Below are 25,803 nucleotides of genomic sequence, written 5' to 3' on the forward strand. Positions count from 1 at the left end.
AAGTTCCCTTTTGGAACCTGTCAACTTGCGATATGGTCAGCGCATGAAATGGGACGAGCTGAGAGAAGAAGACTGCCCCGTCGCCCGCGGCTTGTCCGTGATTGGCGACCGTTGGACGATGCTTGTCTTGCGTGATTGCTTTCTCGGCATCCGCCGGTTCGAAGAAATGCAGGCCCGTCTGGGTATCACGCGGCACGTTCTGGCGGATCGGCTGCGCAAGCTGGAAGCCGATGGAGTGCTTCGCCGCGATCAGTACCAGGAGCGTCCTGCGCGATTCGAATATCGGCTGACGGAAAAGGGTAAGGCGCTGTATCCGGTGCTGGTTTCCTTGGTGGCATGGGCCGATCAGCACGTCCCCGCGCGTGAACAATCCGGCATCACCCTGCTGTCGCGCGACACCGGAGAGCCGTTGGAGCCGACGCTGACCGACGCGAAAACCGGGCAGAAGATCACGCATTTGACTGTGACGGCGCGCTCGAACCGCTGAAATCCCGACAGGATGGGCTGTGTGGTGGTGGGTTTTGGCGTTGCTGTGTCCAGAAAATACAAATTGAATACAATTGGTATATTTGCTAGGGTCACGCAACTTCCCCACTCCGATTCCATCTGAAAGGAGGGTGCAATGGCCGCCAAAGACCGCAAGACCGCGCTGATTGACCATCTGAAACACGCCATCCTGACGCTGGAGCTGGAGCCGGGCTCGGACCTGGACGAGGTCGCGCTGGGTGAGGCGTTCGAGCTGTCGCGCACCCCGGTGCGCGAGGTGTTCCGCCAGCTGGACGGGCTGGGATTTGTTGAATTGCGTGACAATCGCGGCGCACGGGTGGCGGCGCTGTCGCACACGACTTTGCGCGATTTCTTTCTGGCTGCACCGATGATCTATGCCGCGATCCTGCGGCTGGCCGCGCGCAATGCCCGCCCGGCCCAGATCGAGGCGCTGAAGGCTGCACAGGCGCAGTTCCGCGAGGCGTTGCGCACCGGCGTTGCCGCCGAACGGGCGCTGGCCAACAACCGCTTTCACGAGATCACCGGAGAGATGGCGGGCAACATCTACCTGCTGCCCTCGTTCCAGCGGCTACTGATCGACCATGCCCGCATCGGCATGAGCTTTTACCGGCCGCGCACCAGCCAGATGGTGCAGAACCTGGACACGGCGCGGCACCACCACGACCTGATCATCGCCGCCATCGAGGTCGGTGACGAAGACCGCGCCGCCGAGCTGGCCGAGGATCACTGGGCGCTGTCGCGCGACCAGATCGAGCTGTTCGTGATGCCTGCAGCACTTGATGCGCCGTTGGGCGAAATCACCCGCAAGACATCTGCATGAGGGACCACATGACCCCGATCTTTCAATTCCAGGGGATCTATACCCCCGTTGTCACCCCCTTTCACGCCGATGGCTCGGTGCATTGGGACGCGTTGGCCGATGTGGTCGAATACCTGGTTGCGCATGGCGTGCATGGGCTGATCTCGGGCGGGTCCACCGGCGAGAATTATGCCCAGACGGTGGCCGAGCGGCTGGAGATCGCGCGTTTCACCCACGACCGCCTGAACGGGCGGTTGCCTTTTGTCGTGGGGACGGGGGCGATGCTGACCAGCGACTCGATCGCGCTGGCCAGTGGCGCGCGTCAGATGGGGGCGGATGCGATCCTGCTGGCTAGCCCGCCCTATGCGGTGCCGACCGATCAGGAAAACGCGCTGAACGCGCTGGCCATCGATAAGGCGGCTGACCTGCCGATCATGCTCTACAACTACCCGCACCGCACCGGCACCATGATGGGAGAGGAGTTTCTGGACCGCGTTGGACGCAGCCGGAATTTCTGCGGGATCAAGGAAAGCTCGGGCGATATCAACCGGGTGCACCTGCTGGCGCGGGACTATCCGCATATCCAGCTGGGTTGCGGCATGGACGATCAGGCGCTGGAGTTCTTTGCCTGGGGCGCGCCGTTCTGGGTGTGTGGTGGCTCGAACTTCCTGCCGGCGGAACATGTCGCGCTGTACGAGGCCTGCGTGCTGCAAGGCGATTTCGCCAAGGGTCGCCGGATCATGAGTGCGATGATGCCGCTGATGCGGGTGCTGGAGCAGGGCGGCAAGTTCATCCAGACGATCAAGCACGGCGTCACCATGAACGGGATCGACACCGGCCCTATGCGCGCGCCGCTGCGCGGGCTGAACAAGGACGACAAGCGCCAGCTGGAACAGGTGGTGCGCGTACTGAAATCGACGATTGCCAACATCCGGGCGGAGGGCTGAGCCATGACCTTGCTGACGAAAGACGAATACACGGCCATCGCCGCCGGGCTGGACCTGCCGACCGGGGCGTTCATCGACGGGATGTCCCGGCCTGCGGCCTCGGGGAAAACCTTTGCCAGCGTGAACCCGGCGACGGGCGCGCATCTGGCCGACATTGCGGCCTGCGATGCAACGGACGTGGATTTCGCCGTGCAAAAGGCGCGTGAGGCGTTCGACGATGGTCGCTGGTCGCGCCTGCATCCGGCGGAGCGTAAGGACGTGCTGATCCGGCTGGCCAAGTTGATGACCCGCAATGCGCGTGAACTCGCGGTGATGGAGAGCATCGACAGCGGCAAAACGATCTATGACTGCGAGACGGTGGATATCCCCGAAACCATCCACGTCCTGAAATGGCATGCCGAGCTTATCGACAAGATCTACGATCAGGTCTCGCCTGCCTCCGACGACCATATCGCGATGGTGGTGCGCGAACCCGTGGGTGTGGTGGGGCTGGTGCTGCCGTGGAACTTCCCCTTGCTGATGCTGGCGTGGAAGATCGGGCCGGCGCTGGCGGCGGGCTGCTCGGTCGTGGTGAAACCTGCGGCTGAGACGACCCTGACCACCCTGCGCATGGCCGAGTTGGCCATCGAGGCGGGCCTGCCGCGTGGTGTGTTCAACGTGGTCCCCGGTGGTGGTGCCGAAGTGGGCGAACCGCTGGGCCGTCACATGGATGTGGACGCGGTCTCCTTCACCGGCTCGACCGTGACGGGCAAGCGGTTCCTGTCCTACTCCGCCGAATCCAACGCCAAGGAAGTCGTGCTGGAGATGGGCGGCAAGAACCCCGCCATCGTGATGGACGATGCCGAAAATCTGGACCGCGTGGCGCAGCATGTCGTCAACGGGGCGTTCTGGAATATGGGCGAGAACTGCTCGGCCTCGTCCCGGCTGATCGTGCATAAATCGGTCAAGGCCGAGTTGCTGACCCGGATCGCGCACCACGCCAAACAGTGGAACGTGGGCGACCCGCTGGACCCGGAAACCCGGATGGGCGCGCTGGTATCCAAGGCGCATTTCGCAAAGGTTTGCAGCTATCTGGAGCAGGCCGAGAACATCGTTCTGGGCGGCAAGGCAGCGGACGGGTTCGTCGAGGCGACGGTGGTCGAAGTGTCGGGCAATGACGTGGCGCTGGCGCGCGAGGAAATCTTTGGCCCGGTGCTGAGCGTGATCGAGGTCGCCAGTTTCGACGAGGCGATCGCGGTAGCCAATGATACCGAATATGGGCTGTGCGCCTCGATCTTCACGGCAAACGTCAAACGGGCGATCCGCGGCGCGCGGGCGTTGCGGGCAGGCACCGTGACCGTCAACAGCTTTGGCGAGGGCGACATCACCACACCGTTCGGCGGCTGGAAGCAGTCCGGCTTTGGCGGGCGCGACAATGGCATTCATGCGCATGACCAGTACACCCAGCTGAAAACCATCTGGATCGACCTGGCTGACGACACGGACGAGGCCGTGGATTGAGCCTCTATCGCGCCACGCATCTGCCTCTGCACCGGGGCCCAGCGGGGTGGAGCGCGATCCTGCCTGCCCGTCCCGCTGGGCCGGCGTTGGAGGCGGACCGGACCGCCGACTTCACCATCATAGGCGGCGGCTTCGCCGGGCTGGCGGCGGCGCGGCGGCTGACGCAACTGGCCCCCGGCGCCAAAATCGTGGTGCTGGAGGCGGGCGGCATTGCCGAAGGCGCCTCGGGGCGCAATTCGGGCTTCATGATCGACCTGCCGCACGAGCTGACCAGCGAGGATTACGCGGGCACGGGCGACGACCGCGCGGTGATTGCGTTAAACCGCCATGCACAGGTCTTCGCGGCCGAGGCGGTCGAGGACTACGGGATCGACCGGAACTTCTTTGACCGGGCGGGCAAGGTGAACGGGGCGGCCAGTGAAGGGGCCCATTCCCACAACCTCAGCTATGCGCAGCATTTGCAGACGCTGGGTGAGGCGTCGGAAATGCTGGACGCGCAGGCCATGCAACAGATGACGGGCAGCCCGCACTACCTGTCGGGCCTGTACACGCCGGGGACGGTGATGCTGCAGCCCGCCGGGTTCGTGCGTGGTATGGCGGATGGGTTGCGCCGTTCGGGCGTGGCGATCTACGAGAACAGCCCAGTCAGCCAGTTCACGCAGAAGGGTGACGGCTGGGTCGTGCAGACCCCGCGCGCAACGGTGGCGACCGGCAAGGTGATCCTGACGGTGAACGGGCATCTGGAGAGCTTCGGCGTGCAGCGGGGGCGGCTGATGCAACTGTTCCTGTTCGCCACGATGACGCCGGAACTGCCCGCAGCGGCGCTGGATGCACTTGGGGGGCAAAGCCGTTGGGGCATCACCCCGTCCGACCCGATGGGGACCACGATGCGCCGGATAGACTCGGGGCAGGGGGGCAACCGGATCGTGACGCGGACATGCGCGGTGCTGCGCTCGGGGATGCAGGCGACGGCGCAGGATCTGGCCCGTGCCGCGCGGGTCATGCAGACGAAATTCGACAGCCGGTTCCCCCAATTGGCGGGGCTGAAAATGGAGCACGCCTGGGCCGGACACCTGTGCCTGAGCCTGAACGGCGTGGCGGTGATGCGAGAGCTGGAGCAGGGCGTCTTCGCCGGGTGCGTTCAGAACGGTCTGGGCACCGCGCGGGGCACGCTGACGGGGATCGGTGCGGCTGAGCTGGCCTGCGGCGTGACCTCGGACATCACGCGGCATTTCGGGACCGAGGAGGCGCCGAAACGACTGCCGCCCCGGCCTGTGCGTGATCTGGGGGCGAACACCGTGCTGCGGTGGAAAGAGTGGAAAGCCCGCGCCGAATAACGGGCCGAACTGTGCAAGCTTATGCGTCGGCGCTTATGCGTCCGACTGAAATCGCGGTGTGGCGCAGGACGTCCAGCACCCGGTCCAGCGTTGTACTGTCATCGAACCGGTTGACCGACGCCGTGACGCCCAGAACGAAGGGTGTGTCGTCCAGGGCGCCGACCGGCACGGCCACACCGGCCGCGCCCGTTTCGAATTCGTTGCGGGCGAGGCAATAACCCTGATCGCGCGCGGTTTGGATGGCGGCGCGCAATGCGTCCGGGTCCATCTGCGAGGCTTCGGTGTGGGGGCGGTTGTTCGCCTGCTCCAGCGCCTGTTGCACGGTTTCGGGCGCGCTGCGTGCCAGCAGCATCCGCCCGACCGCCGTATGCAGCAGTGGCAGGGTGCTGCCCACCGACAGGCCCAATGTCACCCGGGCCGAGGCAGGCGCGGCGCGGTCCACATACACGGCCTGCATGCGGTCACGGGTGGCAAGGGCGACCTCCAGATCCAGCGTTTCGGCGGCGTGGCGCAGCAGGGGCTGAACTTTCCGTCCTGCCTCGATCTGATGCAGGTAGCCGCCGGCCAGTGACAGCACGCGCGGGGCCAGGCGGTAGCCTTTGCCGTGCCGTTCCAGATAGCCGCAATGTTCAAGCGTCAGGCATAACCGCCGGGTGGTGGCGCGGTCGAAACCGCTGAGCTCGCCCAGCTCGGGCATCGTCAGAGTGCCGCCTCTTTGTTCAAAACAGGCCAGGGCATCCAGCCCCTTGGCCAAGGTCGCCGCGATGTCGCGATTGATCATTTGACACCTGCCTGACGCTCTGTCACTGTTCGATAAATACATATTATGTGCGAATATCGCACGGATTGCAAGGGGAGGGCCGGCTCAATGCAAGCCACGCAAATCGACGGGGAGACGTGGGTGCGGATCGCCCAAAGCGCCGATCTGGACATCCCACGCCCGGTGATGCCGATCACCCTGCAAGGGCGGCGGCTGGTGCTGTTCCGCGATGACGACGGCCAGCTTGGCCTGATCGGGCGACATTGCCCGCATCGGGGCGCTGATCTGTGCTATGGTCGACTGGAGGATAACGGCCTGCGCTGTCCGTTCCACGGCTGGCATTTCGACCGCACCGGCCAATGCGTGGAACAACCGGCAGAGCCCGAAGGCTCGGTCATGTACCAGCAGATCAAGGTGCCGATGGTGCCGGTGATCGAGCGGGACGGGGAAATTCTGGCCCTGCTGGGCAGCGAACTGGAACAGTCCGCGGGAAAGGAAACGGGGAAATGATCAGCGAAGAGTTGAACAAGCGGATCACACGGGTCGGGCCGGGCACTCCGGCGGGGGCGGTATTGCGGCGCTATTGGCAGCCCGCCGCCCTGATCGAAGAGTTGGAGCATGGCGCGCGTGTCCCCGTGAACCTGATGGGCGAGCGTCTGGCCCTGATCCGCGACGATGCGGGGCAGTTGCTGCTGGCGACCCGCGTGGCAGATGCCGATGAGGCGCCGACGCATTATCCGCCCTCGGACCAGATCCAGATCGACGCCGACGGCCCGACCTATCCGGTGGTGCAGCGTGCTGGCGCGGTGTTCGCATATCTGGGCGGCGGGACGCCCCCGGCTTTTCCGGATTTCGACTGTTTCCGCGCGCCTGACACCCATGTCTTTGCGTTCAAAGGGCTGTGGGAATGCAACTGGCTACAGGCGCTGGAGATCGGGATCGACCCGGCCCATGCCTCTTTCCTGCATCGGTTCCTCGAGGATGAGGATCCCGATCAAAGCTATGGCAAACAGTTCCGCGACAAGGCGGGCAGCACCAACATCCCGATGACCAAGCTGCTGCGCGATTACCCGCGCCCGGACATTCTGGTCGATGAGACTGATTACGGCCTGAAAATCACCGCCCTGCGCCATATGGAGGACGGCCGGACACATGTCCGCGTCACCAACCAGATTTTCCCGGATGCGATCTGCATTCCGATGTCGCGCGAGATGACAATCACCCAATGGCACGTGCCGGTCGACGACCGAACCTGCTACTGGTTCACGATCTTCACCAGCTTCGACAAGCCCGTGAACAAGGAATTGATGCGCGCCCAGCGTCTGAAAGAGCACAGCCTGCCGGATTACGCCCCGCTAAAGAACCGCGCCAACGACTACCACTATGACCCGTCCGAGCAAGCCTCGCTGACCTATACGGGCATGGGGCTGGACATCAACGTACACGACCAGTGGGCCGTCGAAGGGATGGGCGCGATCCAGGACCGCACGCAGGAACATCTGGGTCGGTCGGACGTGGCGATCATCCGCTACCGCCGCCTGCTGCGCCGCGCGATGGACGCGCTTGAACAGGGCGCGGACCAGACCCTGCTGATGCAAGAGGACGAGACCGCGAACATGCGCGGCCCGCTGTCAAACGACGCGATCGCTCAAAGCGACGACTGGCGTAACGCAAGCCATCAGGCCGATATGCAGCGCCGCGCTGCGTGCCCCTGGGATGCCTCGGTATGAGCCGCCCATGAGCAAACAGACGCTGGAGCAGATTGCAGCCGGAAAGCTGGCCCAACGCGGGCTGCTGACCGATGAACAGGTGACGCGCGCCGCCCATCTGGTGTCCGAAGTCACCGCGCTGGGGCTCGAGACGATCCGCGTCGTTTTCCCCGATCAGCACGGCCTGTTGCGCGGCAAGAACATCGCCGCGCGCACCTTGGCCTCGGTCTTTGCGTCAGGGCTGTCGGTGCCTTCGACCGTGCTGCTGAAAGACACCGCGAACCGGACCGTCTTTGACATCTGGGCCGGGGATGTGACGCTGGACGGCCGACCTTTGTCCGGGGCGGGGGATGTGGTGCTGGTGCCCGATCCCGACGCGCTGACCCGGCTGCCGTGGTCGCCGCATTCCGCGATCCTGATGTGCGATCTGGCCTATGCCTCGGGCGGGCCGGTGTCCGTCGCGCCGCGTGGTATCCTGCGCCGCGCCGTTGATCGACTGGCCGCCGCGGGTCTGAACGCCGTCATGGGGCTGGAGGTCGAGTTCCAGGTCTTTCAGATCGAAGAAGACGGGCTGGCGCATACCGACGCCACTATGCCCCCCGCCGCGATCCGCACCCGGAACCTGACGCAAGGCTGGTCCTACCTGTCTGAGACCCGCTACGGCGAGGTCGAAGGGCTGCTGGACACCCTGCGCCGCCATGCCGAGGCGATGGGGCTTTCCCCCCGCTCGGTCGAGATCGAGATGGGGCCCAGCCAGTTCGAGTTCACCTTTGACGCCAGCGATCCGCTGACGCAGGCCGACCGTTTCGTGCTGTTCCGCACCATGGTGAAAGAGGTCTGCCGCGCGCAGGGACTGCACGCCAGTTTCATGGCGAAACCGCGCGTGGCCAACTCGGCCGCCAACGGCTGGCATATCCACCAATCGCTGGTGTCGCGCGAGACCGGCCAGAACGTGTTCACCCCCGATGCCGATGGTGCGTTGACCGAAACCGCCAGCCATTGGGTGGCCGGGCTGCTGGACCACGCCGCCGCGTGCTGCCTGATGACCAACCCGACGGTCAACAGCTACAAACGGTTCACCGAGTTCCAGCTGGCCCCCAACCGGGTGCAATGGGCCACGGATAACCGGGGCGCGATGCTGCGGGCGCTGCTTTACGCGGGCGATCCGGCATCGCGGGTCGAGAACCGGGTCGCGGACACCACCGCCAACCCGTATTTCGCGCTGGCCTCGCAGATCGTGGCCGGGCTGCACGGGCTGACGCGCAAGGCCAAGGCTCCGGCGCCGACGGACACGCCCTATGCCAAGGACAACGTGATGCTGCCGCCCAGCCTGATCGCCGCGATCGAGGCGTTCGAGGGCAGTCCCCTGTTCGCGGACACGTTCGGCGCGGATTTCCCCCGGTACCTGGCGCATCTGAAGCGCGCAGAATGGCAGCGATACCTGATGACGGTCTCGGAATGGGAGCAGACCGAATATTTCAATCTATACTAGGATGACGGGCGCGGTTCCCACATGCGATGGCTGGTTGTTCGAAGATATCCTCGACGGCTATTTCCCCCTGCGCGAAAGCCTGCGCCAGTGCCTGATCCGGCAGCGGGCGGCGACGGGGCTGTTCGTGCTGACCTACGCGCCGATCCTGCATTTGCCCGACCGGCCGGGCGATGCGCCGGTGCCGCTGCGGCTGGAGGCCGAGGTTTCGGGCCTTGTGCGGCGGCTGATGATGGTCGTGCGGTTGGATGAAACCGGGCAAGCTGAGTTGCGCGGTGTCGGGGCATGGCGTTGGCATCACGGTGACAGCGCAGCCGCGCTGACGCCGGATACGCGTCTGGCCGAGCCTGCCTTTGTGCGCGGCATCGCCGTGGCGCAGGATGTGGACGGCTGCCTGTGGCGGCTGTCGGGGCCGGACGGGTTTGCTCAGAGCTGGGGGTTCGATGCGTCCAACGGGATTGTCAGCCTGTCAGAGGCCGTGGTTTCTGCGGGCGACAGCTCCCCTCGCGCCGATCTGGTGGTACATGCGCCGGACGCTGCGACGCCCGCCAAGGCGGCACAGATGAAGCGTGACTGGCAGATCTGAGCGGGTCTACAGAAACGCTGGCCCGAACAGCAACCCCGCCCCAAGGATCAGCAGACCCGCGCGCTGCGCCCTTGGTCTGCGGCTGATCAGGGCAAAGGACAGCGCAGCCAGCGCCACGCCCAGCACCACGAAAGCCCCCATCGCACCAACCGGGTCCGAGGGCAGGCGGATCACAGCGGGCCACGTCACCATGCCCAGCGGGATCAGGTACAGCCCGACCCCCAGCGCCATCGAGGTGACGGCTACCTTGATCCAGTTCTCTTGCACCATCCCCGAGGCGATGAACACCGCGCCGCAAACGGGGGGGGTGATCGTGGATAGCAGGGCGAACCAGAACACGAACAGGTGCGCCTGCAACGGCTCCAACCCCAGTTTCATCAGTGCGGGGCCGGCGACAGAAACGCAGATCACGTAGGCGGCGGTCGTCGGCACCTCCATCCCCAGGATCAGGCAGGCCAGCGCCGTCAGCAGCAGCGAGCCCCAAAGCGTGCCGCCCGAGCCTTGCAGGATGACCGAGGTGATTTTGACCCCCAGCCCCGTGGACCCCAACACCCCGATGATGATCGACGCGCAAAAGATGATCGCCGCGATCATCGCCACCTGCCGAGAGGCGGTCAGAAGCGCCTCGATCAGCCGTTGCGATGTACGCGTCATGTCAAAGGTCAGTTTGCCGTCCAGCAACAGCAGAATGGCTCCGGTCAGAATGGCCAGACAAGCGGCGTATTGCGGCGTGTACCCGGCGGCGAACATGCCCAGCATCAGCACCGTGAAGGGCAGCAGAAAGAACAGCGAGGTCACGATCACGTCGCGCGGGGCGGGGCGGTCGGCGGCGTCCAGCCCCTTCAGATCATAGCGGGTGGCATAGGCGTCGATGCCGACCCAAACCGCCCAGAAATACAGGATCGCTGGCAGTAGGGCGGCACCCATGATTTGGGTGTAGGGGGTGCTGGTCAGCTCGACCATTACAAAGGCGCCGGCGCCCATCAGTGGCGGCATGATCTGGCCGCCGGAACTGGCCACTGCCTCGACCCCGGCGGCAAGGCGTTTGGGATATCCCAGGCGAGTCATAGCGGGCAGGGTGATCGCGCCGGTCGAGGCGACATTCGCGCTGGCCGAGCCCGAGATCGAGCCGAACAAAGCTGAAGACAGGACCGAGACCTTGGCCGCCCCGCCGCTCAGCCGCCCGGCGGCGGCAGCAGCGATGTTCATGAAACCTTGTCCGGCCTCGCCCGCGTTCAGGACCGCGCCGAAGATCACGAAGATCGACACGACGCCGACGGAGACGGCGGTCAGGCTGCCCCAGATGCCGCCCTCGGCAATGGTCATCGTGCCCAGGAACGAGCGCAGCGGCAGCCCGGAATGGCCGAATTCTCCGGGGATGTGGTGGCCGAAAAACGCGTAGAGAAGCGCCGCGCTGGCGACCATCGGCAGGGGCCAGCCGATCGCGCGGCGGGCGGCTTCGATCACCACGGCCAGAAGGGCGAAACCGACGCCGATCTGGAAGCGGCTTTCCAGAAATCCGTATTGATCGCCCAGCATATCGGCGTTCAGCGCGACCCAAAGGGCCGCCGCGATACCAATGACGCTCAGCACAACGCCCGAGGTCAGGCGCCAGCGCCCCGTCACCCCGAACACGAAGACCCACGGCAGGATCAGCGCCAGATGCAGCGGGCGGCTGACCAGGTTGGGCACCAGTCCCGAAAAGATCAGGCCGATGTGAAACGCGACCAGCGCCACGGCCAGCGTGATCCACATCAGGCGCAGCCAGCGATTGCGGGGAAGATCGGAGTTTTCGGCCATGACCTTGATATTCCAAACGGAAGGCCGGGCGCGCTGGCCCGGCCTGTGTTGTCACGCGGGGGCGGTTTACTGCTGCTCGGCGGTCAGGGCGATGCCTGCCTCGGCATAGTAGCGTGCCGCGCCGGGGTGGATTTTGCCGTTGATGTTGGACAGCATCGACGCATCGACGCCGCCCCACCATGCCGCGCCCTCGGCCATCGTGGCCTTGCTGTCCCAGAAGGTCTTGGTCAGCTGATAGGCGGTTTCGTCATCCATCTTGGTGGTGGCATAGGCGACCACTGGCAGCGAGGTCGTGACGATGTCCGTGTCCTGCCCGGCATAGGTGCCAGCGGGAATGACCAGACGGGTGCGTTTGGTTTGGGCAACCTGCTCGTCATTCAGCGACAGAACGACGACCCCGGTCGAGGCGGCGGCTTCGACCACGTTGGGCGCGGGCCAAGATCCGGCGGTGACGAAGCCGTCGATCTGGCCGTTCTTCAGCGCGGCGGTGGCGTTGGACAGCTCGGCGTCGGCGATGGTCACCTTGCCCTCCAGCCCGAAGAGGCCCAGGTATTTTTCGCCTTCTTTGGCGCCAAAGCTGCCCTTGCCCAACAGGATCGTCTTACCTTCGAGGCTTGCGAAATCAGTTGCACCGCTTGCTGCAGACATCACGAAATGCATGGTCAGCGAGGGGATGGGGAACAGCGCGCGAATCTCGTCAAAGGCCGGATCACCCTTGCCGTCGAACATCGCTTTGCCAGCCTGCGCCAGCCCGACCAGGCTGGGCGGGGTGGTGAAGACGTAGTCGCCGCCACGTGCGCGCACCTCCATCACGTTCTGGACCGAGCCCTGGCCCTCTTCGACGGTGACGATAATGCCGCCGTCCGAGCCGGATTTCATCGCCTCGGCGATCTGCACACCCATCTGGTAGTACGAGGTGCCGGCCTTGGCCGATTTGTACGTGATACGCGTTTCGGCCGCTGCCGGCAGCGCCAGAATCGCGCTGGCCAGAACCGCACCGGTTGCCCACTTCATTGCATTGAACATCTGAAAACCTCCCTTTGATTTCGTTAGCAAGCAACATAATCGGGGGGCGGTCAATCGGCGAAGTTCGCTGCACTGCCGCGACGGGGGTTAGCGGGTCAGCTCCTCGAGGTGTGTCAGAACGCGGGCGCGGCAGTCACTTGCGGCGGTCTCGCGCACCGGGCCAAAGCCGCGGATGTCCATCGGGGCGGCCAGAATTTTGGCCATTGCCTTGGGATCGGCCGTTGCGGGCAGGGCAGATAGCTGGGTCAGAACGTCCTCGTACCACGCGATCAGCGCCAGTTCCTGTTTCCGATCATGGGTCCAGCGGAACGGGTCCAGCGCGGTGCCACGGATGCGGCGCACCCGAGACAGCAGGGACAGGACGGGCGACAGCCATGCGCCGTAGCGGCGTTTCAGGGGGCGTCCGCGCGCATCTTTGCCCCGCGCCAGAAGTGGCGGAGCGAGGTGGTAGTTGATGCTGAAGCCCGGTTCGAACTCGGCCTCAAGCATGGCTTGGAAATCGGGGTGCATGTGCTGGCGGGACACCTCGTATTCGTCCTTGATCGCCATCAGTTTGAACAGCGATTTGGCGGCTGTGGCCAAAAGGTCGTCGGCTTCGTTTTGGGGCAGGGTCGCGCGGAACTGCGCCAGCGTCGCGCGATAGCGGGCGGCATAGGCGGCGTCCTGATACTCGGTCAGCCACGCGGCGTTCCGGTCGATCAGTTGGGCGGCGGTCAGCGCCGGGGTGGGGGCGGGTTCTACCAGGACAGAGTCCGGCGCGGCGGCCAGAACCCGGCCCAGCTCGAACGCGCGGGTGTTCCGCTCCATCGCGACGCCGTTCAGGGTGATCGCCTGTTTCAGGGCGTCCTCGCTGACCGGGACAAGGCCGCGCTGCCAGGCAAAACCCAGCATGATGACGTTGGCGAAGACGCTGTCGCCGAGGAAGGTCTCGGCCAGCTGGTTGGCGTTCAGCGTCCAGACCGCATCATCGCCAACCGCCTTGCCGATTGCGGCCACGCGCTGGTCTACCTTCAGTTGGGCATCCCGGTGCAGCACCAGATCACCCGTCGGCATCTCGGCGGTGTTCAGAACGACCTGCGTGCCCGTGCGGTAATGGATCGACGCCTTGGGGGCGGACGACACCACGACGTCACAGCCGATTACCGCGTCTGCAGCGCCTTTCTCGATCCGGACCTGGTTGATCGCTTCGGGCGTCTTGCCCAGCCGGATATAGCTGAGGACGGTGCCGAATTTCTGCGCGAAACCGGTGAAATCCAGCACGCTGGAGCCCTTGCCCTCCAGATGCGCGGCCATGGTGATCAGCGCGCCGACGGTCACAACCCCGGTGCCGCCGACCCCCGTCACCAGCAGGTCGAACGGGTCGTCCAGCGCGGGCAAGACCGGCTTGGGCAGATCGCGCAGCAACGCCGGCAGGTCGATATCCGCGCCGGTTTTCTTGCGGCGCACGGCCCCTTCGACGGTGACGAAGCTGGGGCAGAACCCATTCAGGCACGAGAAATCCTTGTTACAGGTGGACAGGTTCACCTTACGCTTGCGGCCGAACTCGGTCTCCAGCGGTTCGATGCTGAGGCAGTTGCTTTCGACCGAGCAATCGCCGCAGCCTTCGCAGACGGCGGGGTTGATGAAGGCGAACCGCTTGGGGTCGTCCATCTTGCCCCGCTTGCGGCGGCGGCGCTTTTCGGTGGCGCAGGTCTGTTCGTAGATCAGAACGGTCACGCCGGGGATGTCCCGCAATTCGCGTTGCACAGCATCCAGATCGGCGCGGTCGTGGAAGGTGGTCCCGCCGGGGAAATCGGCGCGGTCGAACTTGGCGATGTCGTCCGAGACCAGCGCAATCCGCTGCACGCCCTCGGCCCGGCAGGTTTGCGCGATGCCTGACACGCTGACCGGCCCGTCCACCGGCTGTCCGCCGGTCATGGCGACGGCATCGTTGAACAGGATTTTGTAGGTGATGTTGGTCTTGGCCGCGACGGCCTGCCGGATCGCCAGCGAGCCGGAGTGATACCAAGTGCCCTCGCCCAGGTTCTGGAAGATATGCTTGCCGCCGTTGAATTTCGACGCCACCGCATGGGGCACCCCTTCGCCGCCCATTTGCGCAAAGCCAAAGGTGTTGCGGTTCATCCAGCTGGCCATGACGTGGCAGCCGATGCCAGATGCGGCGGTGCTGCCCTCAGACAGTTTGGTCGAGCTGTTATGTGGGCAGCCCGAGCAGAAATAGGGCGTCCGCGTCGCACCGGGGATGCTGAGGACGGGCGGTTGCTGGCCGCACAGCGCGCGCGCCTTTTCGATCAGGCGCTCATCGGGAAAGAACTCGTTCAGTCGTTCGGCCAGTACAGGGACGATGGCCAGGGGGCTCAGCTCTCCGGTCCAGGGCAGCAGGGGGTCGCCGGCGGCGCGGTGTTTGCCGACCATCTTTTCGGGTTTGTCGCCCGGCCAGTCATAGAAATATTCCTTGAACTGGCTTTCGATGATGCCCCGCTTTTCCTCGATCACCAGCACCTCTTTTTTGCCGCGCACAAAGGCCAGCGCGTCGCGGCGGGCCAGCGGCCAGACCATGCCGACCTTGTAGATGTCGATGCCCAGGCGGCGGCAGGCGGGTTCGTCCAGACCCAGCAGGCGCATCGCCTCCATCAGGTCCAGATGGCCCTTGCCGGTGGTGACGATGCCGAACTTGGCCGCGTCGATGTCATAGATCCGATGGTCGATCGGGTTGGCTTCGACAAAGGCTTCGACGGCGCGCAGCTTGTGCTCGATCCGGGTTTCGATCTCGGCGCTTGGCAGGTCCGAGCGGCGGACGTGCAGGCCGCCGGGGGGCAGATCGATCTGCGGCAGAACAAAGCTGCGGTCGGGCTGCAATTCGACCGACTGGCCGCTTTCGACGGTTTCCGAGATCGCCTTGAACCCGACCCAAGTGCCCGAATAGCGGCTAAGCGCCAGCCCGTATTCGCCAAAGGCCAGGTATTCGCCCACGCTGGCGGGGTTCAGCGTCGGGATGAACCACGTCATGAAGGCCACGTCCGACTGGTGCGGCATCGACGAGGACACGCAGCCGTGGTCGTCGCCCGCGACCACCAGCACGCCGCCCTTCGGAGCCGAGCCATAGGCGTTGCCGTGGCGCAGCGCGTCGCCGGAGCGGTCCACGCCCGGGCCCTTGCCGTACCACATGGAGAACACGCCCTCGACCTCGCAGGCCGGGTCCAGCGTGGCTTGTTGCGCACCCAGAACGGCAGTGGCGCCCAGGTCTTCGTTCACGGCGGGCAGAAAGGTGATGTTGTTGCGGGCGGTTTCCTGTTTCGCGCGCCACATCTCCAGATCCAGCGCCCCCAGCGGCGAGCCGCGATAGCCCGAGACGAACCCGGCCGTGTTCAGCCCGTTCCGGCGATCGCGCCGCGCCTGATCCAGCATGATCCGCACCAGCGCCTGCGTGCCGGTCAGGAAGACGCGCCCCTCGGGCAGGGTGTAACGGTCTGACAGGGCATAGGGCTGGGGCTGGTGGACTGTGTCTTTCATGGGCTCACTTCCGGAAATTTCTCTCATTTTGCCCGGTAATGCGTGAAAAGAGTGACCAGATTTGCTCGCCTCTTACCCTTTGTTCGGTTAACCTGTTCAGAAATTGGCCGCAAGATGAACAGGATGACCGAATGCAGCTGGATGAGCGGGACAAGCAGATTCTGAAACTTTTGCAATCGGACTGCCGGATTTCCAACGCCGATCTGGCCGAGCAGGTCAGCATGTCGGCCTCGGCCTGCTGGCGCAAGATCCGCGCGTTGGAGGACGGCGGCGTCATCGAAGGTTATCGCGCCGGGGTGTCGCCGCAGGCGGTCGGCCTAGGGTTCCAGGCGCTGGTCCATGTGCAACTGGCCCGCCACAATCCCGAGCATCTGACGGACTTCATCACCGCCGTCAAAACCCGGCAAGAGGTCGTGGATTGCTACGCCACCACCGGGCAGGCCGACTATCACCTGCGGGTGCTGTGCCGGGACATCGCCGCCTATAACGATTTCCTCGAGAACTTCCTGTTCCGCCTGCCGGCCGTGGAAAGTGCGCAAACCAACGTGGTGCTGCGTGAGATCAAGCGCAGTCCGCAGGTGCCGGTCTGAGGTCGGCCAACCGCCGCGCGGCCAGCCAACTGGCAGCGGCCATGGCTCCGGCGGTGGCCAGACACAGGGGCAACCCGCCGAGCTGAAAGCTGACGCCGGACAGAAGCGCGCCGATCAGCCGCCCCGCCGCGTTGGCCATGTAGTAGAACCCGACATCTCGCGTGATCCGCTCGGCCGAGCCGAAGGCAAGGATCAGGTAGGAATGGACCGAGGAATTCACCGCGAACACGAAGCCGAACACCAGCAGGCCCGCGACCAGCGTCACCGTCAGCCACGGGGCCACCCCGCCGGATAGCCATGCCGCTGCGGCCAAAGCAAACGGGATCGGGACCAGAAAGCCCGACCACAGGATGGCCTTGTGCACGATGTCGCCCTCGGGCTGGCCCTTGCGGCCCAACAGGCGCGGGGCGAGGGCCTGAACCAGTCCGTACGCAATGATCCAAAGCGCCATGAAGCCGCCGACCAGAAAGAACGCTTCGCGCCGACCGCCCTCGGTGCCGTCCGAGAGGACGGACTGGAAATAGACCGGGATGCCGACCACGAACCAGACATCGCGGGCCCCGAACAGGAACATGCGGGCCAGGCTTAGCCGGTTCACCCGTGCGTCCTTGGAGCGCCATCCCGACCAGCTTTCCGAGGATTTCATCCGTCCGGGCAGGCCCGCAGGCAGGAACAGAACGACGCCCGTCAGGATCAGCGCCAAAACGGCGGCCATGCCCCAGATCGCGGCCTCAAATCCCGCCAAACCCAGCAGCGCCGCGCCTAGGAAAAAGCCCAGCCCCTTGACCGCGTTTTTCGAGCCCGTCAGCGCCGCAACCCAGCGGAACAGCCCGCCATCCTCGGACGGGGCCAGCAGTTTGACTGCCGATTTCGAGGACATCTTGGCCAAATCCTTGGCCACGCCCGACACACCCTGCACGGCCATCACGAAGATGACCGAGGCGGTGACGCCCCAGCTTGGGTCCAGCTGTGCCAGCGCGACCAATGCTCCGATCTGCAGCGTAAGCCCGCCATACAGCGTGGCCGCCAAGCCAAAGCGCGCGGCCAGCCAGCCGGCACCCAGATTGGTCACGATCCCGGCGATTTCATATAGCAGGAACAGCCAGGCCAGCTGTACCGGAGTAAAGCCAAGGCTATGAAATTGCAGCAGAACTAGCATCCGCAGGGCGCCGTCGGACAGCATGAAGGCCCAGTAGGCCGCCGTGACGGCCGCATAGGCGCGCAAGGGATTGGCGGGCTGACTCATGTCGCTCACATCGAGGCCGTGACCATGCGGACGATATCGCCCAGACGGCAGGAATAGCCCCACTCGTTGTCATACCAGGCGTAGATTTTCACCTGCGTGCCGTTGATGACCATGGTCGAGGGGCCGTCGATGATTGATGAGCGCGCGTCATTGGTGAAGTCGCACGACACAAGCGGACGGGTCTCATAGCCGAGGATGCCGTTCAGCGGCCCTTCGGCGGCGGCGCGGAACAGTTCGTTCACCTCTTCGGCGGTGGTTGTGCGCTCGACCTCGAACACGCAATCGGTCAGCGAGGCGTTCAGCAGCGGCACCCGGACGGCGTGGCCGTTGAGGCGGCCCTTCAGCTCGGGATAAATCAGGGTGATCGCCGTCGCGCTGCCGGTGGTTGTGGGGATCAGGTTCGTCATCGCGGAACGGGCGCGGCGCATGTCCTTGGCCGGGCGGTCGACGATGGTCTGGGTGTTGGTCACGTCGTGGATCGTGGTGATCGAGCCGTGGCGGATGCCCAGCGACTCGTGGATCACCTTGACCACCGGGGCCAAGCAGTTCGTGGTGCAGGACGCCGCCGTCACCAGCGGCTGCGAGCCGTCGTACAGATCATGGTTGATGCCGTAGACGATGTTCAGCGCGCCGCCATCCTTGACCGGGGCGCTGACCACCACCTTCTTGACGCCGGCTGCGTAATAGGGGGCGATCTTGGCTGCCGTCTTGAACACGCCGGTGCAGTCGATGACCAGATCGACGCCCATCTCTTGCAGGGGCAGGGCCTCGATCGTTTTTTCGTTGGTCAGGCGGACGGGTTTGCCGTCCAGCACCAGCGCGCCGTCCTGATGGGTGACAGGGCGGTGCCAGCGACCGTGGACCGAGTCGAATTCGGTCAGCAGGGCCAGTTGCTCGGCATCGCCGATGGGCTCGTTGATCAGGACAAGCTCGCCGCCCATGCCGGTGTCGATCAGGTCACGCAGCACCAGTTTGCCGATGCGGCCAAGGCCATTGAGTGCGATGCGGGTCATTATTCGGCTCCTTCGGGAAAGGGTGCGCCGATTTCATCGACGCGCGATTGCAGGGACAGCCTGTCAAGGCTGGCGAATGGCAGCTCGACAAAGGCCGCGATGCGGCGGCGCAGGGCGCCATAAGTACGAGCAAAAACAAGGGCTTTTTCGGCATCCGTGCCGGTCGCCTTTACCGGGTCGGGCAGGCCCCAATGGCCGGTGATGGGCTGGCCGCTCCAGGGCGGGCATTCTTCGGCGGCGGCATGGTCACAGACGGTAAAGACGAAATCCATGCGGGGGGCGTCGGGCCCCTGAAACTCGGAAATGTCCTTGGAGCGCAGGCCCGTCACGTCATGGCCATTGCGTTTCAACACGTCCAGAACGAAGGGGTTCGGCCCCTTGGCGGGTTGCGTTCCGGCAGAGTAGGCGGCGAATTTGCCTTGCCCCAGATCGCGCAGCAGCGCCTCGGCGAACAGCGAGCGGGCGGAGTTGCCCGAGCAGATGAAAAGAACGTTCCAAGTCTTGTTCTCCATCGGTTTGTCCTCGTGTGGGGCGGCGATGAGGCCGCCAAGCAAATCCGGACGCGCCCGTCCGACATCCAGTGCCAGATAGCCAAGCAGCGTTTCAGTCGTGTGAAGGTCGACCGAGTAATACAGCGAGCGCCCCTCGCGGCGGACCTGCACCAGACGCGCGGCGGTCAGGTCGGACAGGTGGTGCGACAGGGTGTTTTGTTTCAGGCCTAGGGCTGCGGCGATCTCGGTCGGGCGGACGCTGCGCGGGGTGAACCGCATCAGCAGCCGGAACACGGCAAGGCGATCCGGGTGACCAAGGGTAGCAAAGGCGTGGGCGGCTGTTGAGGTATCCATAATTCCGGAATATCGGAAATATTGGTGGAGTCGAGTGAAACTTTGATGACAGTCGGGGCGCGGCAAGATGGCAGGCGGTGACGCGTTGACCGCCCGTGCCGCCTGACGCATGGTGGGGCCGCGTCAAAATCGGAGGCACCGTGCGCGCCGCACTCATCATCCTTCTGGTCGGCCTGCTGGCCGTGTTCTCGGTTTCCGGGGCAGGGATGGTGCGGGCCGAGGTTGCGGGCCACAATATGTCGATGTCCCAACACGACGGTTGTCCTGATTGCGTGGACCTGGCCGACGACCATTCAATGCCGTGCCAGCAGTGCGCCTTGTGCCTGCCAGCCACTTTGGCCGTCTTGGTGGATGGCGAATTCGGGCAGGTCACGGCGCCGTTCCGTTATCCTCAAATGGCTGACGCGGTGCTGCGTGCGCCGCCGTTGGCGCTGGATTTGCCGCCTCCTCGTATCCGGTTCAGCACTGTTTGAACCCCGAAGCGGCACGTGGTGCCGCCCCGAAATGATACGGAGACTCCTATGAAAAAATCCCTGCTGCTGGCGGCTGGCGCGGTGGCGCTTGGCTTGGCCGGATACCTTGCCTATGCCCCCGCTGACGCCCCTGAACAGGCCGGAAAACCGGCCAAAGGCGCGGCTATTGTTCAGGTCCAAGTGCCTGATAACCTGTCAGAAAATGCGAAAATAGGCCAGCGGGCCTTTGACGTGAAATGCGCCACCTGCCACGGGCTGAACGGCTCTGGCGTCGAGGGGTTTGGGCCGCCGTTGGTGCATGTCATCTATGAGCCCTCGCATCACGGCGACATGTCGTTCGTGATGGCCGTTCAGCGCGGTGTTCAGTCGCACCACTGGCGGTTCGGCAACATGCCTCCGCAGCCCGGGCTGACCCAGGCGGACGTGATCGCGATCACCGCCTACGTGCGCGAGTTGCAGCGCGCAAATGGCATCAACTGATTGAAACTAAAGTCAAATAAATGACAGGGTGGCCAGTGTCAAAACCAGATACCGGCCGCCCTTTGCCACGGTTACGATCAGCGTGAAACGCCAGAGGGGTTCGCGCAGGACTCCGGCGACGAGGGTCAGCGGATCGCCGATGATCGGCACCCACGAGGCCAGCAGGCTCCAATATCCCCAGCGCGCATACCAGCCCGCTGCCTTGTCGAACTGACGCGGTGAGACGGGAAACCAGCGGCGGTCAGCGTAATGGGCCAGAAACCGGCCAATCAGCCAATTCAGTAGTGATCCCAATACGTTACCCACCGTCGCGGCGGCGAATAACAGCCAGGCGGGATGGGTTTCGGACAGCAAAAGGCCGACCAGAACGGCCTCGGACTGGGCGGGAAACAGTGAGGCCGCAAGGAATGCAGCAAGGAAAAGGCCGATGATCGCGTTCATGTGCCCCCTCAGTGCATGAGAGGGGCGCGGCGCGCAACGGGTATGTGCGGCGGGGTAACGGGGTGTTTACCCGGCGAATCGTAAGGTTTTGGGCGATTTTTGTACGCCGTTTCAGGTGGGCGACCACGCGGCCGCCTGACGCTCGCCAAGGCGCAGCATGTCGACCGCGCGGGCGGCGATCTGGCGGGTCATGTCTTCGACCGTTTCGGGCTTGAGGTAGAAGGCCGGGACCGGGGGCATGATGATGCCGCCCATCTGGGTGACGGCGGTCATGTTCTGTAGATGGGCCAGGGTCAGGGGGGCCTCGCGGGTCAGAAGGATCAGCGGGCGGCGCTCCTTCAGTTGGACCGAGGCGGCGCGGGTCAGCAGGTTGTCGTCCAGCCCGTGGGCGATGGCCGCCAGACTGCGCATCGAGCAGGGGGCGACGATCATCCCGGCCACGGGGAAAGAGCCCGAGGCGATGGTGGCGCCGATGTCGGTGGCGGGGTGAACCTGCGTCACGATCTGTTCGAGGGCGGACAGGGTGCCGGGGGCGCATTCCTCGGCGATGGTGCGGTGGGCGGCGGGGCTGCAGACCAGGTGGATTTGAGCGCCCAGTTTCGCCAGATGCTGCGCGGCCCAGACCCCGAGGGCGGCACCGGACGCGCCCGAGATGCCAAGGATGACGTGCGGGTTCTTCATGCGGCACCTTTGGGGGTATGGCGGGCCAGCAGATCGCTGGCAAAGGCGATGTCCTGCGGGCGCATCTGCATGACGCGGCCCCATTCGCGGGTGGTCTCAGAGCCCAGCTTGTTGGTGGCGTCGATGCCCATCTTGCCGGCCAGCCCCGGCTGCGGCGAGGCGAAATCGAGGTAGTCCATCGGCGTGTCCGACAGCAACATCACGTCGCGCGACGGGTCCATGCGGGTGGCCATCGCCCAAGCGACGTCATCCCAATTGGCGGGGTCGATGTCGTCATCCACGACGATGATCGTCTTGGTGTAGCTGAACTGCGGCAGCATCCCCCACAGCGCCATCATCACGCGCCGCGCCTGACCGGGATAGCGCTTGTCGATGCTGACCACGGCCATGCGGTAGGAGCAGGCGGCGGGCGGCAGCCAGAGGTCGCGGACCTCGGGGATCTGGGCGCGGATGGTGGGCAGGGCGAGGCGGTTGAACACCTCTCCGATGATCGCGGGTTCGTCGGGGGGGCGGCCGGTATAGGTGGACAGGTACAGCGGGTCGCGGCGGTGGGTGATGGCGGTGACGGTCATCACGGGGAACGGCTCGACCGCGTTGTAATAGCCGGTGTGATCGCCGAAGGGCCCTTCGGGGGCGGTGTCGGAGGGGCTGACGGTGCCCTCGATCACGATCTCGGCGTCGGCGGGGACCAGCATGGGGATCGAATGCGCCGGGGTCAGGCGCGGGCGGGCGCCGGACAGAACGCCGGAGAAGGTCAGCTCGGACACGGTTTCGGGCAGCGGCAGGGCAGAGGACAGCAGCAGGCCCGGCGAAGCACCCAGTGCGATGGCGACGGGCATGTCCTGCCCGGCCCTGGCCCAGCTGCGGTGATGCGCGGCGCCGCCACGATGGGCCAGCCAGCGCAGGATCAGGCGCTGGCCGTCCAGCATCTGCGCGCGGTAGACGCCGCAATTGTAGAGCGCGGCCTCTTGCGGGTCCGAACCATGCGGGCGGGTCATCACGACGGGCCATGTGATCAGCGGGCCGGCGTCCTCGGGCCAGTGGGTCTGGATCGGCAGGCGCGACAGGTCGATCTGGTCGCCGGTGTGCACGACCTGTTGCACCGAGGCGGCGCGTTGCAGGACGGGGCGGGTGGACAGGGCGGCGCGCAGCATCGGCCAGCGGGACAGCGCGTCGCGCATCCCTTGCGGCGGGGTGGGGGCGCGCAGGGCGGCCAGAAACGCGGCGAACCCGTCCAGCGTTTCGTCCGAGACGCCAAGCCCGGCCATGACCCGTTCGCGCGTGCCGAACAGGTTGGCGATCACGGGGATGTCCAGCGCTTGTCCATTGTGCGTGGGCGCATCAAAGCGCAGCACCGGCCCGCCGGTTTCCAGCACGGCGCGGTGGACGGCGGTCATCTGGTGGGCGATGTTCACGGGCTCGGGCAGGGTCAGCAGCTGGCCCTGGTCGTGGCACCAGTCCAGAAAGCCGCGCAAGGATCGGAAGGCGGGCAGCTCTCTCATCTCTATTCCCCATCGGTTTTGCGAGCCATAGCAAGGGCGGGCTTGTGTTCTCTTGAGAATTGTCAAGTTGGGGCGGGGACGGGGCGGCTAGAACCGGGGCAGCAACAGTTGCCACAGGGAGTCCTGAATGGACGCCATGCATACTTCGGAGCGGATCCCGCTCTTTCCGCGTCTGGCCGCGGCGCCGCTGACCGTTCTACCGCTGTACCCGATTCAGGTGGTGCTGGACCGGTTCGCCAAGCAGGTCGGCAAAACCCACCCCAAGATGTTCCGCCGGATGCGAGAGCACGCCCATGCCCGGTTCGAACTGGACCCGACGGACCTGCCGTTCCTGATCCAGATCGAGCCGAGGGGCGGCACGCCCTCGGTGAGGCTGACGCGGAGCGCGCAGCCTTGTGATGCGCGAATCGCGGGGCCGATGGCGGCGCTGCTGGGAATGGTGCACGGGGCCTATGATGGCGATGCGCTGTTTTTCTCGCGCGATCTGGTGATCGAAGGGGATACCGCCGCCGTGCTGGCCCTGCGCAACGCGATCGACGCCGCCGAGATCGACCTGACCGGAGAGTTGGCGCAGGCCGCTGGCCCGGCGCGGGTGATGATCGAACGGCTGAGCGAGTATGTCGAGAAACGTACCGGCGTCGCCCTGACCCGCCACGAGGAGGCAGAGCATTGGTAATGGAAATCGTCTGTCCGGCGGGCACCCCTGCCGCCTTGCGTGCTGCCGTGAAGGCCGGGGCGCATACCGTCTATTGTGGGTTCGCGGATGAGACCAACGCGCGCAATTTTCCCGGCCTGAACTTTGACCGCGACGAGATGGAGGAGAGCATCGCGCTGGCTCATGACTACGGGGCCAAGGTGCTGATCGCCATCAACACCTATCCACGCGCCGGGGCCGAAGGGATATGGCATCAGGCCATCGCGGATGCGGAACGGTTCGGCGCGGATGCGGTGATACTGGCCGACATTGGCCTGCTGGACCACGCCGCGCGGCACCATCCGGGGCTGCGGCGGCACCTGTCGGTGCAGGCTGCGGCGGCGAATGCGGATGCCATCAATTTTTACGGGCGGGAATTCGGGGTGAAGCGCGTGGTGCTGCCGCGCGTGTTGTCGGTGCCCGAAATCGCCGCGATCAACGCCGAAACCGAGGTCGAGACCGAGGTGTTCGTCTTTGGCGGGCTGTGCGTGATGGCTGAGGGGCGGTGCTCTTTGTCGTCCTACGCGACGGGGAAGTCGCCGAACATGAACGGGGTGTGCTCGCCCGCCAGTCACGTGGCCTATCATGAGACCGCGGGCCGTCTGGATGCGCAGCTGGGTGGGTACACGATCCACCGCGTGGGGGCGGGCGAACCGGCGCCCTATCCGACCCTGTGCAAGGGCTGTTTCAGCGCGGGGGACAAGACCGGCCACCTGTTCGAAGACCCCGTGAGCCTGAACGCCGAGGCGCTGATGCCCGCGCTGCAAAAGGCGGGCGTCACGGCGCTGAAGATCGAGGGGCGGCAACGCTCGGCCTCGTACGTGTCGCAGGTGGTGCGCAATTTCCGCATGGCCGTCGACGCGCTGGATCAGGGACGACCCATGCCCGAAGGGATGCTGGCGCGGCTGTCCGAGGGGCAGGCGATGACCGCCGGGGCCTACAAGAAAACCTGGAGATGACGATGGAACTGACCGTGGGACCGATCCAGTATTTCTGGAGCGAGGACAACTGGGCCGATTTCTATACCCGATTGGCCGACAGCCCGGTGGACCGGGTGGTCGTGGGGGAGCTGGTCTGCTCGAAACGGTTGCCGTTCTTTCAGCACCGCATCCCCGAGGCGCTGGCGGCCCTACAGGCGGCGGGCAAGCAGGTGGCGGTGACAAGTCTGGCGCTGGTGACGCTGAAGCGGGAACGCAAGCAAACGGCGGAACTGGCGGAAATGGGGATGGAGGTCGAGGTGAACGACCTGACCGCGCTGGCCTATCTGCCGCAGGGGGCGGCGTTCTCGGTGGGGCCGCTGGTCAACGTTTACAGCGCGGGCACGCTGGAGTGGCTGGCCCGGCGCGGGGCGACACGGATCAGCCTGCCGCCGGAATTGCCCATCGCCTCGGTTCAGGCGCTGGTGCGGGCGGCGCGGGACAATGGCGTGATGATCGAGGTCTGGGGGCACGGAAGGCTGCCGCTGGCGATCTCGGGGCGGTGCTACCACGCGCGGATGCATGGCCGGCCCAAGGACAATTGCCTGTTCGCCTGCGAGGATGACCCCGACGGCGCGGATGTGCGGACGCTGGACGACACGCCGTTTCTGGCGATCAACGGGGTGCAGACCCTGTCGGACACTCATGCCTGCGCGGCCTATCAGCTGGACCTGCTGCAAGAGGCGGGCGTTGGCGCGCTGCGTCTGTCGCCGCAATCGCAAGGGTTCGACGAGGTGTGCGCCGCCTATCGCGGGGCGCTGGACGGGGCGATCACCGACACGGCGCTGGAGGCGCGATTGCGCGCGGCCTCGCCCGCTGGAACGCGGCTGAGCGACGGGTTCCTGACCGGCGAAACCGGGGTTGCGTGGTCGCGGGGCTGACACTCGTGTT

General features: G+C 65.3%; 25 protein-coding genes. 15 read left to right on the forward strand and 10 right to left on the reverse strand.

What is annotated here, in order from left to right:
• The first annotated feature begins 43 nt into the window (after positions 1-43).
• From E7681_RS10130 to E7681_RS10150, 5 genes are all read left to right on the forward strand, one after another.
• A complete protein-coding gene (locus E7681_RS10130) occupies positions 44-487 on the forward strand; it encodes a winged helix-turn-helix transcriptional regulator (RefSeq protein WP_136339168.1) in 444 nt (147 codons plus the stop codon).
• 135 nt (positions 488-622) lie between these two features.
• Positions 623-1,327, forward strand: coding sequence for a GntR family transcriptional regulator (locus E7681_RS10135; protein WP_136339169.1), 705 nt, complete (start codon positions 623-625; stop codon positions 1,325-1,327).
• 8 nt (positions 1,328-1,335) lie between these two features.
• Positions 1,336-2,253, forward strand: coding sequence for a dihydrodipicolinate synthase family protein (locus E7681_RS10140; protein ID WP_136339170.1), 918 nt, complete (start codon positions 1,336-1,338; stop codon positions 2,251-2,253).
• A 3-nt stretch (positions 2,254-2,256) separates the two neighbouring features.
• Positions 2,257-3,753, forward strand: a complete 1,497-nt coding sequence (locus E7681_RS10145; protein WP_136339171.1) for an aldehyde dehydrogenase — start codon at positions 2,257-2,259, stop codon at positions 3,751-3,753.
• Complete coding sequence (locus tag E7681_RS10150; protein WP_136339172.1) at positions 3,750-5,090, forward strand: NAD(P)/FAD-dependent oxidoreductase; 1,341 nt, start codon at positions 3,750-3,752, stop codon at positions 5,088-5,090. Before E7681_RS10145 ends, E7681_RS10150 begins: the two co-directional genes overlap by 4 nt.
• A gap of 19 nt (positions 5,091-5,109) precedes the next feature.
• Here E7681_RS10150 and E7681_RS10155 read toward each other — a convergent pair whose 3' ends face one another.
• Positions 5,110-5,871, reverse strand: coding sequence for an IclR family transcriptional regulator (locus E7681_RS10155; protein WP_168733188.1), 762 nt, complete (start codon positions 5,869-5,871; stop codon positions 5,110-5,112).
• An 87-nt stretch (positions 5,872-5,958) separates the two neighbouring features.
• Between E7681_RS10155 and E7681_RS10160 the strand changes: the two genes are divergently transcribed.
• The 4 genes from E7681_RS10160 to E7681_RS10175 are packed head-to-tail and all read left to right on the forward strand — an operon-like array spanning position 5,959 to position 9,634.
• Complete coding sequence (locus tag E7681_RS10160) at positions 5,959-6,360, forward strand: Rieske 2Fe-2S domain-containing protein (protein WP_246032459.1); 402 nt, start codon at positions 5,959-5,961, stop codon at positions 6,358-6,360.
• Entirely contained in the window at positions 6,357-7,580 is a 1,224-nt protein-coding gene (locus E7681_RS10165; RefSeq protein WP_136339175.1) for an aromatic ring-hydroxylating oxygenase subunit alpha, read from the forward strand. Before E7681_RS10160 ends, E7681_RS10165 begins: the two co-directional genes overlap by 4 nt.
• 7 nt (positions 7,581-7,587) lie before the next feature.
• Positions 7,588-9,051, forward strand: coding sequence for a glutamine synthetase family protein (locus E7681_RS10170; RefSeq protein ID WP_136339176.1), 1,464 nt, complete (start codon positions 7,588-7,590; stop codon positions 9,049-9,051).
• 34 nt (positions 9,052-9,085) lie between these two features.
• Positions 9,086-9,634 carry a hypothetical protein gene (locus E7681_RS10175; protein WP_168733189.1) on the forward strand — a complete coding sequence of 183 codons (549 nt, stop codon included), beginning with the start codon at positions 9,086-9,088 and terminating at the stop codon, positions 9,632-9,634.
• 6 nt (positions 9,635-9,640) lie between these two features.
• Here the strand turns inward: E7681_RS10175 and E7681_RS10180 are convergent, their stop codons facing one another.
• The 3 genes from E7681_RS10180 to E7681_RS10190 form a co-directional block, all read right to left on the reverse strand.
• Positions 9,641-11,434, reverse strand: coding sequence for a TRAP transporter permease (locus E7681_RS10180; protein ID WP_136339178.1), 1,794 nt, complete (start codon positions 11,432-11,434; stop codon positions 9,641-9,643).
• Positions 11,435-11,500: 66 nt separating this feature from the next.
• Positions 11,501-12,448 carry a TAXI family TRAP transporter solute-binding subunit gene (locus tag E7681_RS10185; protein WP_136339354.1) on the reverse strand — a complete coding sequence of 316 codons (948 nt, stop codon included), beginning with the start codon at positions 12,446-12,448 and terminating at the stop codon, positions 11,501-11,503.
• A 99-nt stretch (positions 12,449-12,547) separates the two neighbouring features.
• The gene (locus tag E7681_RS10190; protein ID WP_136339179.1) at positions 12,548-15,970 is read right to left on the reverse strand and encodes an indolepyruvate ferredoxin oxidoreductase family protein; all 3,423 of its coding nucleotides are present in this window, start codon (positions 15,968-15,970) and stop codon (positions 12,548-12,550) included.
• 131 nt (positions 15,971-16,101) lie between these two features.
• On the opposite strand from E7681_RS10190, the gene E7681_RS10195 reads away from it, so the two are divergent.
• Positions 16,102-16,560: an Lrp/AsnC family transcriptional regulator gene (locus E7681_RS10195; RefSeq protein ID WP_136339180.1), complete on the forward strand. Its 459-nt coding sequence runs from the start codon at positions 16,102-16,104 to the stop codon at positions 16,558-16,560.
• Here E7681_RS10195 and arsJ read toward each other — a convergent pair.
• Genes arsJ through E7681_RS10210 form a run of 3 tightly spaced genes read right to left on the reverse strand, consistent with a single transcriptional unit; the run spans position 16,532 to position 19,664 of the window.
• Positions 16,532-17,806 (reverse strand): organoarsenical effux MFS transporter ArsJ, encoded by a 1,275-nt coding sequence (gene arsJ / locus E7681_RS10200; RefSeq protein ID WP_136339355.1) that lies wholly within the window; start codon positions 17,804-17,806, stop codon positions 16,532-16,534. The genes E7681_RS10195 and arsJ overlap by 29 nt on opposite strands.
• Positions 17,807-17,811: 5 nt before the next feature.
• Positions 17,812-18,819 carry an ArsJ-associated glyceraldehyde-3-phosphate dehydrogenase gene (locus E7681_RS10205; protein WP_136339181.1) on the reverse strand — a complete coding sequence of 336 codons (1,008 nt, stop codon included), beginning with the start codon at positions 18,817-18,819 and terminating at the stop codon, positions 17,812-17,814.
• Positions 18,819-19,664, reverse strand: a complete 846-nt coding sequence (locus E7681_RS10210) for a metalloregulator ArsR/SmtB family transcription factor (protein WP_136339182.1) — start codon at positions 19,662-19,664, stop codon at positions 18,819-18,821. Before E7681_RS10210 ends, E7681_RS10205 begins: the two co-directional genes overlap by 1 nt.
• Positions 19,665-19,804: 140 nt before the next feature.
• Between E7681_RS10210 and E7681_RS10215 the strand changes: the two genes are divergently transcribed.
• Together E7681_RS10215 and E7681_RS10220 are read left to right on the forward strand one after the other, a co-directional pair.
• Complete coding sequence (locus E7681_RS10215; RefSeq protein WP_136339183.1) at positions 19,805-20,137, forward strand: hypothetical protein; 333 nt, start codon at positions 19,805-19,807, stop codon at positions 20,135-20,137.
• A 48-nt stretch (positions 20,138-20,185) separates the two neighbouring features.
• A complete protein-coding gene (locus E7681_RS10220; protein ID WP_136339184.1) occupies positions 20,186-20,617 on the forward strand; it encodes a c-type cytochrome in 432 nt (143 codons plus the stop codon).
• A 12-nt stretch (positions 20,618-20,629) separates the two neighbouring features.
• Here E7681_RS10220 and E7681_RS10225 read toward each other — a convergent pair whose 3' ends face one another.
• The 3 genes from E7681_RS10225 to E7681_RS10235 all read right to left on the reverse strand — a co-directional run bounded on the left by E7681_RS10225 (position 20,630) and on the right by E7681_RS10235 (position 23,241).
• Complete coding sequence (locus E7681_RS10225) at positions 20,630-21,058, reverse strand: YqaA family protein (RefSeq protein WP_136339185.1); 429 nt, start codon at positions 21,056-21,058, stop codon at positions 20,630-20,632.
• A gap of 111 nt (positions 21,059-21,169) precedes the next feature.
• Complete coding sequence (locus E7681_RS10230) at positions 21,170-21,739, reverse strand: UbiX family flavin prenyltransferase (RefSeq protein WP_136339186.1); 570 nt, start codon at positions 21,737-21,739, stop codon at positions 21,170-21,172.
• Positions 21,736-23,241 carry a UbiD family decarboxylase gene (locus E7681_RS10235; protein WP_136339187.1) on the reverse strand — a complete coding sequence of 502 codons (1,506 nt, stop codon included), beginning with the start codon at positions 23,239-23,241 and terminating at the stop codon, positions 21,736-21,738. The genes E7681_RS10230 and E7681_RS10235 overlap by 4 nt, the downstream gene beginning before the upstream one ends.
• 127 nt (positions 23,242-23,368) lie before the next feature.
• On the opposite strand from E7681_RS10235, the gene ubiT reads away from it, so the two are divergent.
• The 3 genes from ubiT to ubiV are packed head-to-tail and all read left to right on the forward strand — an operon-like array spanning position 23,369 to position 25,793.
• Entirely contained in the window at positions 23,369-23,917 is a 549-nt protein-coding gene (gene ubiT / locus E7681_RS10240) for a ubiquinone anaerobic biosynthesis accessory factor UbiT (RefSeq protein WP_136339188.1), read from the forward strand.
• Entirely contained in the window at positions 23,917-24,894 is a 978-nt protein-coding gene (ubiU, locus tag E7681_RS10245) for a ubiquinone anaerobic biosynthesis protein UbiU (RefSeq protein WP_136339189.1), read from the forward strand. Before ubiT ends, ubiU begins: the two co-directional genes overlap by 1 nt.
• Positions 24,895-24,896: 2 nt before the next feature.
• On the forward strand, positions 24,897-25,793 hold the full coding sequence (ubiV, locus tag E7681_RS10250; protein WP_136339190.1) for a ubiquinone anaerobic biosynthesis protein UbiV: 897 nt from the start codon (positions 24,897-24,899) through the stop codon (positions 25,791-25,793).
• Positions 25,794-25,803: the final 10 nt, after the last annotated feature.

Source organism: Thalassobius vesicularis (assembly GCF_004799325.1).
GTDB classification, from domain to species: Bacteria; Pseudomonadota; Alphaproteobacteria; order Rhodobacterales; family Rhodobacteraceae; genus Thalassobius; species Thalassobius vesicularis.